The 14,964-nt window shown below is 42.6% G+C and carries 11 protein-coding genes; 9 read left to right on the forward strand and 2 right to left on the reverse strand.

Going from position 1 to position 14,964, the window contains the following annotated elements:
• The first annotated feature begins 45 nt into the window (after window positions 1–45).
• From B9T29_RS08215 to B9T29_RS08240, 6 genes are all read left to right on the forward strand, one after another.
• On the forward strand, window positions 46–1,932 hold the full coding sequence (locus B9T29_RS08215; RefSeq protein WP_086175450.1) for a TonB-dependent receptor plug domain-containing protein: 1,887 nt from the start codon (window positions 46–48) through the stop codon (window positions 1,930–1,932).
• An 82-nt stretch (window positions 1,933–2,014) separates the two neighbouring features.
• Window positions 2,015–2,593, forward strand: a complete 579-nt coding sequence (locus B9T29_RS08220) for a cob(I)yrinic acid a,c-diamide adenosyltransferase (RefSeq protein ID WP_086175451.1) — start codon at window positions 2,015–2,017, stop codon at window positions 2,591–2,593.
• A 259-nt stretch (window positions 2,594–2,852) separates the two neighbouring features.
• A complete protein-coding gene (locus tag B9T29_RS08225) occupies window positions 2,853–3,563 on the forward strand; it encodes a glycerophosphodiester phosphodiesterase (RefSeq protein ID WP_086175452.1) in 711 nt (236 codons plus the stop codon).
• 280 nt (window positions 3,564–3,843) lie between these two features.
• On the forward strand, window positions 3,844–5,010 hold the full coding sequence (locus tag B9T29_RS08230) for an acyl-CoA desaturase (RefSeq protein WP_086175453.1): 1,167 nt from the start codon (window positions 3,844–3,846) through the stop codon (window positions 5,008–5,010).
• 103 nt (window positions 5,011–5,113) lie between these two features.
• Window positions 5,114–6,559: a protein adenylyltransferase SelO gene (locus tag B9T29_RS08235; RefSeq protein WP_086175454.1), complete on the forward strand. Its 1,446-nt coding sequence runs from the start codon at window positions 5,114–5,116 to the stop codon at window positions 6,557–6,559.
• Between the two features lie 76 nt (window positions 6,560–6,635).
• The gene (locus tag B9T29_RS08240; protein WP_086175455.1) at window positions 6,636–7,007 is read left to right on the forward strand and encodes an MmcQ/YjbR family DNA-binding protein; all 372 of its coding nucleotides are present in this window, start codon (window positions 6,636–6,638) and stop codon (window positions 7,005–7,007) included.
• A 674-nt stretch (window positions 7,008–7,681) separates the two neighbouring features.
• Here the strand turns inward: B9T29_RS08240 and B9T29_RS08250 are convergent.
• Together B9T29_RS08250 and baeS are read right to left on the reverse strand one after the other, a co-directional pair.
• Window positions 7,682–8,368: a response regulator gene (locus B9T29_RS08250; RefSeq protein WP_086175456.1), complete on the reverse strand. Its 687-nt coding sequence runs from the start codon at window positions 8,366–8,368 to the stop codon at window positions 7,682–7,684.
• Between the two features lie 13 nt (window positions 8,369–8,381).
• Window positions 8,382–10,043 carry a sensor histidine kinase efflux regulator BaeS gene (gene baeS, locus B9T29_RS08255; RefSeq protein ID WP_086175457.1) on the reverse strand — a complete coding sequence of 554 codons (1,662 nt, stop codon included), beginning with the start codon at window positions 10,041–10,043 and terminating at the stop codon, window positions 8,382–8,384.
• A 137-nt stretch (window positions 10,044–10,180) separates the two neighbouring features.
• On the opposite strand from baeS, the gene B9T29_RS08260 reads away from it, so the two are divergent.
• The 3 genes from B9T29_RS08260 (at window position 10,181) to B9T29_RS08270 (ending at window position 14,911) form a co-directional block, all read left to right on the forward strand.
• Window positions 10,181–10,858: a hypothetical protein gene (locus B9T29_RS08260; RefSeq protein ID WP_086175458.1), complete on the forward strand. Its 678-nt coding sequence runs from the start codon at window positions 10,181–10,183 to the stop codon at window positions 10,856–10,858.
• Between the two features lie 299 nt (window positions 10,859–11,157).
• Window positions 11,158–12,960 (forward strand): acyl-CoA dehydrogenase C-terminal domain-containing protein, encoded by a 1,803-nt coding sequence (locus B9T29_RS08265; RefSeq protein ID WP_086175493.1) that lies wholly within the window; start codon window positions 11,158–11,160, stop codon window positions 12,958–12,960.
• A 169-nt stretch (window positions 12,961–13,129) separates the two neighbouring features.
• Entirely contained in the window at window positions 13,130–14,911 is a 1,782-nt protein-coding gene (locus B9T29_RS08270; RefSeq protein ID WP_086175459.1) for an acyl-CoA dehydrogenase C-terminal domain-containing protein, read from the forward strand.
• Window positions 14,912–14,964: the final 53 nt, after the last annotated feature.

A 14,964-nucleotide genomic window follows, 5' to 3' on the forward strand; every position in this document is an offset into this window, starting at 1 on the left:
TTCTCTCAAACATTCACGGTGGGGTGAATGCTAGGAGCTTAAGCCATGTCTCTACGCTTTCACCGCGCATCTTTGGTCGGTGCAATTGCATTCGCTATGGGTGTTACAAACACTTATGCGCAATCAAATAATGATTTGACATCTGCCTTACCCTCTACTTTAAAAACATTGGTTTTTACAGCGACACGTTCTGAAGAAAATATTGAGAATGTTCCAGCTCGCATTTCCGTCATTGAACCGCAAATTTTAGAGCAATCACCCATTCGTGAATTACCTCATTTACTGATGAGTGATGCTGCGATCAATATGGTACAAAGTGGAGGTCATGGGCAAATTGCTTCTATTTTTACCCGCGGTACCAATTCAACGCACACTTTAGTTTTAAGAGATGGGGTTCGACTGAATGGTGCCTCTGCCGGCATGCCACCTTTATCTTTTTTAGATACTACAGATATTAAGCAGATCGAGGTTCTTAAGGGACCTGCATCGGTTCTGTATGGAACCGATGCAATTGGCGGCGTCGTTCAACTGCTGACCAAAATACCCGATAAAAATTCGGCATTTGCAACAGCTGAAATAGGTGAACACCAAACATATAAAACAGTTCTGGGGGTAGCTGGCAAAACCAATGATGTCTATGCCCAAATTCGTGGGCAACGTTTGGAAACCAATGGTACTGTTGCGACAGATGCAATCAACAGTAAAAAAACAGATTATGATCAAAAAGGTTACAGCGCCAAAATCGGCATCGATAAAGCGTCCTATGCAGCATCACTTGATTACAGCACCAATGCAGGCTCGTCAGCTTATGATAATTTTGGGCTGATGTTGTCTCAAAATTTTGACAATGAAACAGTCAATTTAAAAGGCCGAATCAGTGTGAATGACGCTCTTGATTTAAATGCCCGACTGTCTCAATTTAAGGATGACACAGACCAAAAGAACTCTGAAAATTATGTGCATAATATTTCTCAAGAAGCAGAAGTTTATGGAAAATGGCAAGTTACAGCCCAACAAAATCTGTTATTAGGTATTGCCCATAAAAAAATGGAAGGGAATGTTGTTGCAAACAATTTAACCTATAAGAATGATGTGCAAAGTACAGGCTACTTTCTTCAGCATCAATACCAGACAAATTCGGTCAATACACAAGTCGGGTTACGCGTAGAAGACAATGAACTATTTGGAACACATACTGTAGGTCAGGCGGCGATTCGCTATCAGGTTCAGCCATCAACCAGTCTTTATGCCAATATCGGCAGTGCCTTTCGCGCACCGACCACCAATGATCTATATGCCATTGGCTGGGGGGCAAACCCCGATTTACAACCGGAAAAAAGCATATCCTACGAGCTGGGAGTCGATCAGATGCTACCCATGAATGTTCGAACCGGTATTTCTGTTTTTCGCACTGAAGTAGATAATCTGATTAATTCCGTGTGCATTGCAGACTGCGATGGCGATTCAATTACGGTTTTCCCTGTCTATCAAAACAATAATATTGATCAAGCCTCGATGACAGGTGCCGAAACCTATTTAAACTGGCAAAAGGATGAATTATTTTTTAAGCTTTCCTATGCCTATATCCATGCGAAAGATGAAGTCACGGGTCTTGATTTGGCACGACGACCTCGTCAAAGTGCTACATTGACCGCAGGCTGGCAGGATGAACAGTTTGGAATCAGCACCTCTGTTTCAGCCAAGTCCAGATCAAAAGATTTCGCGGACTGGCCTGATACCACACAAAACTCTACACCTGGCTATGTCACTACCGACCTTCATGCTTTTTGGAATATCAATCCTCATCTAAAAGCTTTTAGTAATATTCAAAATGTAGGTGATGTGAAATACAAAACAGCCTATAACGGTTATGGTGTGCATTATATTAATGGTGGACGATTGGCCTCGGTTGGGTTAACTGTAAAATATTGATCTAAAAGCCAACTTATTTTCCGAGGGATAATTTTATTTATTCCTCTTATACCTTTTCTTATATATGAATGGATAGATAAACATGGGCCACCGTTTAAGTAAAATTTACACCCGCACTGGTGATTCAGGCACCACAGGACTCGGAGACGGTTCTCGCGTCGCCAAAGACGACTTGCGTATTGCGGCCTTAGGTGATGTGGATGAACTCAACTCTTGCATCGGAGTTTTGCGTGCGCAAATTGCCATCAGTTCAATTGAAGACAAAGCCCCTTGGGATAAATCGCTTAGCCTGATTCAACACTGGTTATTCGATCTGGGCGGTGAAGTCTGTATTCCTAACTACAATATGGTTTTACCGCTTGCAATTGAATTTCTGGAAAAAGAAATTGACCAAATGAATGAAGCGCTACCCATGCTGAAAGACTTCATTTTACCTGCTGGAACTTTAGCTTGCAGTTATGCACATCAAGCACGTTCGGTATGCCGCCGTGCTGAACGCAGCTTAATGTCGGTGCATACTAGAGATCAAAATATTCAAGCTCCTTCACTACAACTCCTCAACCGCCTTTCCGACTGGCTATTTGTGGCATCTCGTACCTTGCAACGTGCTGAAGGCGGATCTGAAGTGCTTTGGCAAAAAAATATTAATGAGACGATTTAATCCATCTGAACCACTTACACACTGTTTCATAAATAAAACTAAGCCGTGATAGTACTATCGCGTTAGGCGACAAGGATGTCGCCGTTGGCTACAGGTAAATGGACTTACCTTGTAGCCAACAAAGGATTTTTGTTACTTTTCATCCTTGAAAAGTAAGGCATCACCTACGCAAATTAATTTAACTTTTCACTACACTATAAACTCATGATCATCTTATACTTTTAAAATTAGATAAAAATCACATCAAACAGAGTTCATTATGATCATCATCGGACATCGTGGTGCACGAGGAGAAGCTCCTGAAAACACTTTGGGCGGGTTTCAGTACATTCATGACCTCGGCATTCGAGCAGTTGAGTTTGATGTCCGTCAGCTGAAAGATGGTGAACTCATCATCATGCACGATGACAACTTCTTAAGAACCACGGGCACCGATCAACAACTCTATGAATTAAACAGTCAGCAGCTTGAAGCTTATAATCAGGCCAATATCTGGATGGACTGGGAAAAACAGCTTACCCCGACACTCCGTCAGACCCTCAGTATTATTTATGACTTTGAGCATATTGAAGTGGAAGTCAAAGCCGTTGCAACCATGTTTGACGCTGAAAAACTGGTTCTGGAATTACAAAAACAATTACACGGTTTTGAACAAAGCGCAGTGATTACCAGTTTCGATTTAAAAATCCATCAGGCTTTAAAACAGCAGTATTCGATCTTTAAACGTGGCTTACTGGTTGAAGATGACATCAAATACCAAGCCATTAAACAGGCTTTAGAACTCGGTTGCTGTCAAATTGGCTGGATGAACCAGCTGGCAAGCGATGAGATGATTCAGGCCACCCAGCAAGCCCATTTAAAAATCAGTGTTTGGACCGTCAATGATGTTGAGCGTGCCAAGCATCTGCAAAGTTTGGGAATAGACGGATTAATTACCGACTTTCCCAAAATGATGCTCGAACAACTTTAACAAAAGTTTCTGTCTCCATTTTTGTGACCAAATCCGCTATTTATTTATTCAAAAATGACTCACATCGCTGCTGTTCACGGAAGCTGCTTTGACCTTCGATAAAATCAATCAACCCTGCCCCGTATTCTGTTACTGTTTAGTACAATACACCTGTAGAATAATGCTAGTGAAGATTTATGTGCTCATGTTAAGATGACACGTCTTAATCCTTATAAATTGTATTGAATTAAGTAATTCGTTTATACCTTACCTTTAACAGGTTCTAGGAGTGCTGTTGGAGATGAATGCTCCCTTACCCAAAGCCCCAATTAACTGGATTGCAGTATTCGCACTGGTACTTTTACCAATTGTGGCTGTAATCGCTATCCCTTTATATGCTTATCATCATGATTTTAGCTTAGGCGCATGGATCAGCTTATTTGTACTACTCGGTGTGAGTAGTTTAGGGATTACTGCGGGTTACCACCGCTTATGGGCACACCGTGCTTATGAAGCGACTCTTCCATTAAAAATTATTTTAATGATTATGGGTACTTTTGCTGTTCAGAACAGTATTTTGTTCTGGGCTTCAGGTCACCGTACCCATCACCGCCATGTAGATGATGTCGATCAAGATCCCTATTCAATTAATAACGGCTTTTGGTATGCGCATATGGGATGGATGCTACGCAACTATCCGGCAGCAGAAAAAAACTATAAAAACGCACCCGATTTGTTAAATGACAAAGTGGTGATGTTTCAGGACAAATACTATATTCCACTCGTGATTGCTGTACATGCCGTCATTCTGACTACTGTAGGCTGGGCTGTGGGGGATATGTGGGGCGTATTGTTATTAGGCGGTTTACTGCGTCTAATCCTTAGCCATCACGTGACCTTCTTTATTAACTCACTTTGTCACATGTGGGGCAAACGTCCATATACTGACGAAAACACGGCTCGCGACAATTTCATTTTAGCTATTGCAACTTGGGGTGAGGGTTATCATAACTACCACCACATCTTCCAGTATGACTACCGTAATGGAGTGAAATGGTGGCAATATGACCCAACCAAATGGTTGATCTGGTCCTGCTCAAAACTCGGTTTAGCCAAAAACTTGCGCCGTATTCCTAGCTTTAATATCAAAAAAGCAGAATTGGCGATGCGTTTTAAATATGCTGAACAAGATTTGGCGGTTTATGGTCACAACGTTAATGAAGATATGGCTACGGCTAAACTTCGTATTGCTCAGGAATATGAAGCTTTTACCCAAACTCTAAATGACTGGGCCAAACTGAAAGAACAAGAGATTCAGGTGAAAAAAGCTTCGGTAGCTGAAAAAATTCATCAGATGGATAACAAATTAAAAGTGGATTTCCAACTGGTGGAACAGCGCCTTGCTCATCATCGTAATAGCTTAAAAATTTTAATGCGCAATATTAAAAAGAACCCTGTGTCTGAATAAGACCGGAGTCAATATAAAGCCCCATTATTGGGGCTTTATTCATTTTAGCCGTTTAAATTTGCTATAGTGATCTGGTCTCCCCCGATTTTTATAGATTGTTGCCATGCAATTTAATCCGCGTTACCCCTCGCTCAATCCCAAGCTTTTTCATCATCAAATGCCTGTTCCCTTAAAAGGAGCGAAAGCCGGTCATTTCAATGCTGCACTGGCCGATGAATTACAGTGGTCGGATGCAGATAAAGCCCAATGGATGGAAATCTGTAGTGGACAAAAAACCTTTGCCGAGTTTGAACCACTTGCCATGGTCTATGCAGGACATCAATTTGGACAATGGGCAGGACAACTGGGCGATGGTCGCGGCTTGCTGATCGGGCAAATTCTGGATAAGAACAATCAAACCATCGACTTGCATTTAAAAGGCGCCGGCTCTACCCCCTACTCTCGTATGGGTGATGGACGTGCCGTATTACGTTCAGTGATTCGCGAATATCTGGCCGGTCATGCTCTGAATGCTTTAGGGATTGCTTCCAGTAATGCAGTTGGTTTTACTTCTTCGACCCAAGGCATACAACGGGAAAAACTGGAACCTGGTGCGATGATGCTGCGTACCTCAGACTGTCATATTCGCTTCGGCCATTTTGAATGGATCAACCAGTATCAGCCTGAGCTTTTACCAGACTTTGTACAGAAATGTATGGAATGGCATTATCCAGAATGTCTGGAAGCCGAACAGCCTGTTTTGGCTTTCGCAACTAAAGTCATCCAACGTACTGCGGTGATGATTGCCAAATGGCAGCTGGTGGGTTTTGCCCATGGAGTGATGAATACCGACAACCTGAATATCACCGGTTCAACGCTTGACTTTGGTCCTTATGGATTTATGGAACGTTTCCGTCCGAACTGGATCAATAACCACTCGGATTACCAAGGTCGTTATACCTACCAGCAGCAACCGAGTATTGGGCACTGGAATTTATGGATGTGGCTGAACAACCTGATTCGGCTCAAAACAGATCCTACGGAAAAAGTACAGTTCAAAGAAGATTTAGCGAAGTGTTTGGAACATTTTGAGCCTACTTTCCTTGAACATTATACGGTTGGTTTGTGCCAGAAAATGGGGTTACCAAGTTTCCACAAGGAAAGTTTTAATTGTGGCATGGAGTTCTTGCGAATTTTACAGACGGAGCAACTGGACTACACTCAAAGCTTTATTCGTTTACAGAATAAGCTATATGAAAGCATTAAAGATGACTGCCTAGACCGCCGCCAGTTTGAAAGCTTTCTGGCTCAATATGAAAGTATTCGGGCAAATCAGGACACCGATGCACTGGATGCTGAAATGACCAAAGCCAATCCACAATATATTCTGCGCAACCATATGGCGCAAAAAGCGATTGAACTGGCGGAACAGGATGATTTTTCTGAAGTCGAACGTTTGTTTAAGTTGTTGAGTCAGCCTTATCTTAAACAACCCGATTTAGAGCAACCTGAAGATTTAGGCCCCTTGCCGAGTGATGTTCCGGAAGTGATGGTGAGCTGTTCTTCTTAAAGTTATTCACAAAGCTTTAAAAACTGTGGATAATTTAAGCATTATCCACAAAATTGATTAGATTTATTGACAGCTTATGACTTTACACAAACTTGCATCATTCACGGCTTTAAAACTTCCAGAAGTGACTGTAACTCAGCCCTTTGGTGCAGGCTGTGATGTATTTAAAGTGCTCGATAAAGTCTTTATGCTGAGTTTTCATTTAGAATGCAAAGCAGCCATTAATCTTAAAGTCGAGCCTGACCATGGTGTGATGCTTCGGGATATTTATCCTTATATTCGTGCTGGCTGGCATATGAATAAACAGCACTGGATTTCGGTTTATGAAGATGAAAACTTGGATGAATCTTTGGTTCAAGATTTGATAAGGAATTCTTATGATTTGGTCGTGTCAAAATTAAAAAAAGTAGAACGGCAACGAATGGCATTACTGAGAAAAATGCACTAAAACTTATTTATTTCCTTGAGCATACTTGTTCTAAAGATACCCAATTCATATGCCCATTTCTTTGAAATATCATATAGAGTTAATGCTAATTATCTACAACATTCAGGTGTGAAAAAAGCAAAATCCTCACCTAAATTCGTGTTTACAAATTCAAGAATATTTCCATGACAAAGGTTATGGCGAGTACGGACAATTTCCACATTTACCTTTTTTAATCTATCGTTTTCAAAAAGTTTTGCCAAAAAATCATCTTCATTTGGAAAAGCTAGAGTTTCTATAGGAAGATTTTTTCATAAGCTACTTTGAGGAGTCTATTGCTTAATAACTTAGAAGCATCTAGCTGTGTAATTCGAGTTGGTTTTTCAACTTGCGCCATAGTAATTCTCAAAGATGCTTCTATTCCGCAAAGAAAGCTAGTACATGCTGGGAGATAGAGCTCACTTTTCAAAGCTTGCACAGCCTGTGAGAAAAACCAATGGACTTCAGCACCTAATCATTGATGAAAAAAGAATAGCTTTTCTTCCGACTCTTTCTCCAAGTCTGAAATTATTCGTTTTATTTGAAGTTCATCGTCCATGTGGTTTGTATACATAGAAAACCAATACGTTAATTGATTATATTAAAAAAGCGAATAAGCTCTCACCCATTCGCTTCATTTGATTTGTACGACTCAATCAATCCTCAGGATATTCAAAACGATAGCCCACCCCATACACCGCCTGAATCCATTCATGACGGTTTCCGGTTTCAGCAGCATCTGAAATTTTACGGCGCAGGTTTTTAATGTGACTGTCAATCACCCGATCTGCCACATCAAAACTGTCAGGGTTAATATGGTCGAGTAGTTGTGCACGTGAATACACCTGTCCTACATGTTCCAGGAACAATTCCAATAAACGGAATTCGGTTGGGGTCAGGTTCAAGGTCTTTTGCTGATACCAAATGCGTTGCTGTGCCTTATCCATACGGAACAGGCTGTTCTGTTCTGGTTCAACTTGACGGTCTAAACGACGCAACACTGCTTGTACCCGCGCGACCAGCTCTTTTGGGCTAAAAGGCTTACAAATGTAGTCATCTGCACCCATGTTCAAGCCCAATACCCGGTCAATTTCTTCAGTACGCGCAGTCACCATAATAATCGGCAAATCAGACTGTTCACGCACTTTACGGCAAATGGTCAAACCATCCATACGTGGAACCATCAGGTCCAAAATCATCAAACTGGGTTTGCGTTGCAGAAAGCTGTCATATGCTTCCTGACCATCATGAAACATGCTGACTTCAAAACCTGCAGCTTCCAAATAGTCCCGCACCAACTGTGCAAGTTCAACTTCATCTTCAACCAGCATGACATGTTTCATGAATGTTATCCCTTTATTTGTTTAACTGTTTTGGAAAAGTCAGTTTGCAACGCAAACCACCTAATGGAGAGTGCTCAAAACTCAATTTCCCGCCCAATGCCTGGGCAATCTTACCAGATAATGCCAGACCTAAGCCTGTTCCCCCGGTACTGCGTGTCCGTGAATCATCAACACGATAGAAACGCTCACCTAGACGTGACAACTGTTCATCACTTAGCCCAAGCGGACTGTCATCAACAATCACGCTCCACTCCGTTTCAGACTGTTCAGTATGCACACGAACTTCTCCGCCTGCTTCGGTATAACGAATACTGTTGCCGAGTAAGTTGACCATAATTTGTTTAAAACGATCTATATCTAATTGTAAATTCGTACCTTCACCTTGCACTGAAATGGATAAATCGGCCTGTGCAAATTTAGGTTTGAAGTTTTCCACTTCCTGCAACACCACATTCCACGGGTTTACTTCTGCTATATAGCATTTCAATTGTTGGGCTTCTGCCTGAGCCAGATCAGCCAAATCCTGGGTCAGTTTTTTCAGACTGGTCACCTGACGCAGCATGGATTCAAAATGCTCTGGTGTCGGTTTGCGAATCCCATCCTGCATGGCTTCAATTTGTGCTTGCAGCACTGCAAGTGGCGTTTTTAATTCATGTGAAGTATCTGCCACCCACTGACGGCGTGATTGTTCATGTTGATCCAAAATCACCGCAAGATGGTTCAATTCTGTCGATAAATCACCAAGTTCATCATTTCGGTTAACAGTCACCTGATGCTGAAAATTGCCTTTGGTCAGTTCACGGGTACCTTGCAGCAAACGCTGAATCGGCTTTTTAAAATAAGTAGCCAACAATAAAGCCGCAATTAAACTGGTCAGAAAAGTTAAGCCATAAACCAATAGTAAATAGCGTTTTTGATTACTAAAGAAATTGATACTGATAGCATCATCCTGATCCAGTACTGGCTTCAATCCCAAATAACCGACCACTTTGTCGTTCACCATAATCGGACGATATGACACTGGACTGTCTGAAGGCTCACCCACCACAAACTGTTTATTTGCATCATACAAGGACAATCGCGAACTGAGTCCCAGACGGTCAGGCATGGAAATAAACTGCTTTTTTTTGTTTGGATTAGATACTGGATCTGTTGGTCGCGCATCAGTTTTTCGGTCTGGACGGAATACATTCTGATTGGCACTTAAAGGAAACTTGAGTCCTTCAAAAGGCTGATATTCAGAAGGTAAATTTAGCTTCATCATACGGAGTTCTTCCGCATCAAGCATCGGTTTGCTGTGTTCCGCCTGATTTAAGCTCGGTGTAACACTGAGCAAGGTATTTTCCTGAAAATAACGCTGCTGCAAGGCAATATCATATTGACGACGTAACCACCAACGTGACAACCTGTCATAATCATCGGGGGCAGCAGTTCCTTCAATTTGCAGGATTTGAGCCTGAATGGCATTGCCCCAGTCATGATAGACTGAATATACTCCGGCCAGATTGCTGATCACGTGATCCAGCTTCTGCATTTCGACATCCGCCACATAGCGGGTGAAATTCTTTTGCATGGTCCAGTGCAATACCCCTAGGCTGACGGTCGTAATCACCAAAGTGGTGAGTAATACCGTCAAAAACAGGCGTAAGGCAATCGGAACACGGCGAATTTTCAAAAGTGAAGTCTCAATATTTGTTCTCAACTTGTTATTGTAACCAACCCGATCTCAAAAAACTCTCCATTGTTTCTTCATCATTATTATTTAATCTTTAACTGATAAAATTTACTGTATTTCTCTTGGAGATAACAACAATGAATTCCATGAAAAAAATGGCTTTAATTGCTGCCAGCGTGCTGAGCGTGGGTGCTTTGAGTGCTTGCCAATCAGCCAATACGGTTCCAGATAGCGACCACAAGCCAATGCTGAAACAGCATCATGGCCAACACGATCGTAAAATGACACCCGAACAGCATGAACAGTTCCAGCAGGCACGTGCTGAACGTCGACAAATGATGCAGCAAATCCAGAAAGCCTGTGACGGTAAAGCAGTCGGCGCTGCGGTACAAATTAAAGCCGGTGAAAAAATCATTGATGGTACCTGTAGCATGGGCTTTAAAGCAGACCGTCAAGAGATGAAGCGCATGCATAAAGAGATGATGGGCATGCATGGTGAGATGGAAAGTATGCATATGCAAGCTGACCAGCAGCCTATGCGCGGTGAAATGAAGGGTATGCACATGAAAGGCATGCCAATGCAATCGGCAGAACCTCTTACTGATGCCAAACGCGCAGAACTGACCAGACAATTTGATCAGCGCCTGGCTCAACATCAGGCACATCAGCAAGCCATGTTAAAGGCTTGTCAAGGTCAGCCCAACGGTAAGGCTGTTCAAGTCAAAATGGGCACACATACCATTAATGGTAAATGTGAAGTCCACTTTCAGCCTAAAGCCCCGATGGCTCCAGCAACTGTAAAACCGGCATCATAAAATTTACCCAAAATTAAAAAAGGCGCAACTCTGCGCCTTTTTTCTTGCCTGTCAAAAAGTGAACAATTTGACTATTTATGCCACTAACAAAACCATAAAAGCATTTACACTCAAGATACTTAGCAATTTCAAGTAAGAAATCTTTGACTTTACAGTCACCAAGAAAAAGTCCCTAAAGCTTGTACCAACCAAGAAGATGTTGCACGATTGAGCCATAGAAATACGTGTCATTGAAGATACGTTCCAATGTTTATTTAGAATTATTAACGCTGGTACAAACCAGTATTGAGGAAAACGATATGCCACAATACAAAGCGCCCTTACGTGATATGCAATTCGTTCTGCATGAACTTTTAAATGCAGAAGAACATTACGGAAAATTACCTGCATTCCAGGAAAGCGTAAGCCGTGAGTTGGTTGACCAATATCTGGAAGCTGCTGCAGACTTCTGTGAAAACGAACTTTCTCCTCTTAACCAAGTGGGCGACCGTGAAGGTTGTACTTGGAACGACGGCGTTGTTACAACTCCGACTGGTTTTAAAGAAGCGTACCAAAAATATATCGAACTTGGTTTTCCTTCTCTTTCTGCTGAAGAGCAATATGGCGGTCAAGGCTTGCCTAACTCTTTAGGTATCACTATTTCTGAAATGGTCGGTACTGCAAACTGGGCGTGGGGCATGTACCCTGGTCTTTCTCACGGTGCAGTCCGTACTTTAGAACACCACGGTTCTCAAGAACAAAAAGATGCTTACCTGCCAAATCTGGTTTCAGGTGTTTGGACAGGTACCATGTGCTTGACTGAATCTCATGCAGGTTCTGACTTGGGTATCATCCGTACCAAAGCTGAACCAAATGCTGACGGTAGCTATGCAATCTCTGGCGAGAAAATCTTTATCTCTGCTGGTGAACACGACATGGCTGAGAACATTGTTCACATCGTACTTGCTCGTCTGCCTGGTGCCCCTAAAGGTACTAAAGGGATTTCACTATTCATTGTGCCTAAGTTCAACCTGAACGAAGATGGTTCAGTGGGCGAACGCAATGCTGTACGTTGTGGTTCAATTGAACACAAAATGGGTATTCACGGTAACGCAACCTGTGTCATCAACTTTGATAACGCAAAAGGCTTCCTGATTGGCCCTGAAAACCGTGGTCTGAACTGCATGTTCACTTTCATGAACACTGCACGTATCGGTACTGCTGTACAAGGCCTTTCAGCTTCTGAAGCATCTTTCCAGGGTGCACTTGCCTATGCCAAAGACCGTTTGGCAATGCGTTCACTTTCAGGTGTTAAAGCGCCAGAAAAAGAAGCTGATCCGATTATTGTTCACCCTGCTGTACGTAATATGCTTTTAACTCAAAAGTCATATGCAGAAGCTGGTCGTGCACTGGTGTACTTATTGGCTCAATACGCTGATGTAGTTGAACACGGTACAACTGAAGAAGAACGTAAAGCTGCAGACAACATGCTGTCTTTATTGACTCCAATTGCCAAAGCCTTCTTGACTGAAACTGGTTCTGAATCTGCAAAACACGGGGTTCAAGTGTTCGGTGGTCATGGTTTCATCTCTGAACACGGCATGGAACAAATTGTTCGTGATACCCGTATTGCCTGCTTGTACGAAGGTACTACTGAAATCCAGGCACTGGATTTATTAGGCCGTAAAGTTTTGGGTACTCAAGGTGCAATGTTGAAAGACTTCACCAAGATCATCCATAAATTTGCTGAAGCAAACAAAGACAATGCTGCAATGAAAGAATTTGTTGAACCGCTTGCTGCTCTTAACAAAGAGTGGGGTGATTTGACCATGCAGATTGGTGTGCGTGCAATGCAAAATCCGGATGAAGTTGGTGCAGCTGCGGTGGATTACCTGTACTTCTCGGGTTATGTAACGCTTGCTTATTTATGGGCTCGTATGGCACTTGTTGCTCAAGAAACATTAGCGGCTGGCACAACTGATGTAGATTTCTACAACGCGAAAGTGACCACTGCCCGTTTCTACTTCAAGAAAATTCTTCCACGCGTTCGCTCACACGTTGACGTGATCGCAGGTGGTGTAGAGCCATTGTTGTCTTTAGATGCTGAACACTTCGCATTCTAAGTGCATGACATTTTAAACTGATGTGAGAAAAAGGACGGTCATGGTTTTGGCAGTCCTTTTTCTTTATCAAATCAACAAAAAATTAACCTTTAGTCATCTAACAACATGAATTTTCATCTATTAGACTGATTAAACCAAACTGACTCAAACAATAAACAGGTGACTCACTATGCCAATCTATAATGCACCTCTTGCGGATATGAAATTCATCCTTAATGATGTTTTTAATGCAGAACAATTCTGGCAAGCCAATGAAAACCTTGCTCATATTGATGCTGCGACTGCGGAAGCTATTCTTGAGGAAATGGCGAAATTTGCGCAAAACGTGACCCTTCCATTGAACCGTACAGGTGATGAAGAAGGCGCTAAAATTGAAAATGGCAATGTGACTACCCCGGCAGGCTTTAAACAAGCATTCAAGCAATATGCTGAAGGTGGCTGGATTGGCTTAGGTGCTGATGCGGAATGGGGCGGTCAGGAAATGCCTAAAATGCTGACTGTACTGTCTGATGAAATGCTGTTCGCTACTAACCCCTCATTCATGCTCTACCCGCTTCTTTCAGTCGGTGCTGGTATGGCATTGAACAGCTATGCATCTCAAGAACAAAAAGAAACCTATCTTCCTAAAATCTATTCTGGGGAATGGTCAGGCACCATGTGCTTAACCGAGCCACATGCAGGGACTGACCTAGGGATTATTAAAACCAAAGCTGAACGTAACGAAGACGGTACTTACAACATTACTGGTACCAAAATCTTTATTACTGGCGGTGACCACGACCTAGCTGAAAACATCATTCACTTGGTATTGGCAAAAACTCCGGATGCACCTGCCGGTTCACGTGGTATTTCACTATTCATTGTGCCGAAATTCATTGTGAATGCTGATGGTTCTTTGGGTGAGCGCAATTCAGCAGGCCCGGGTTCGATTGAACACAAGATGGGGATCAAGGCATCTGCAACTTGCGTGATGAACTTTGACGGCGCCAAAGGCTACCTGGTTGGCAAAGAAAATGAAGGCTTGGCAGCCATGTTCGTAATGATGAACTACGAACGTCTGTCTATGGGTATTCAAGGCCTAGGTGCATCTGAATTTGCTTACCAGAACGCAGCACAGTACGCGACTGACCGCCTACAAGGCCGCAGTGCAGCAGGTGTAAAATCTCCAGAAAAACCTGCTGACAGCATTCTTGTCCATGGCGATGTACGTCGCATGTTGCTTAATGCACGTGCCAACAACGAAGCATCTCGTGCCTTTGCAGTATATGTAGGTCAACAGCTCGACATCACCAAATTCTCGACCGATGCAGAAGCAGTAAAGAAAGCCAATGACCGCGTTGCCCTGTTAACGCCAATCGCTAAAGCCTACCTGACTGACACAGCATTTAACGCAACTTTAGACGCGCAAATGGTATTTGGTGGTCATGGCTTCATTCGTGAATGGGGTATGGAACAGTGTATCCGTGACCTGCGTATCTCACAGATTTATGAAGGTACCAACGGCGTTCAGTCTCAGGATTTAATCGGTCGTAAAACCATTAAATGTGGCGGCGCATTTATTGAAGAATATATTCAAGAAATCCGTGACTTTGCCAACGACCTTGATGCTGAGCTAAACTTCATCAAAGATGCCACTTTAGATGCAGCAGCAGAAATTCAATCGGTAACGCAATATATTCTAGAAGCCAGCAAAGAGAATATCGACTTCTCGAATGCGGCAGCAGTTGACTATCTACATGCAGTCGGCTTGCTCAGCTTCTCTTATATGTTTGCGAAAATTGCAAAAGCTGCAAGTGCAAAAGAAGGTGATTTCTACAGCAATAAAGTTTCACTTGCACTTTACTTCGTACAACGCGTTTTGCCTGAACTTGCAGTACGCATTGCGAAAATCAAAGCAGGTGCTGAAGTGGTCATGAACTTCTCTGAAGACTACTTTACTAGCCAAGCTTAATCCTGAACAAAAATAAGCGATAAAAAAACGCCTGCAATTGCAGGCGTTTTTTA

Origin of the sequence: Acinetobacter sp. ANC 3903, assembly GCF_002135315.1 — a bacterium.
Taxonomy (GTDB): Bacteria; Pseudomonadota; Gammaproteobacteria; order Pseudomonadales; family Moraxellaceae; genus Acinetobacter.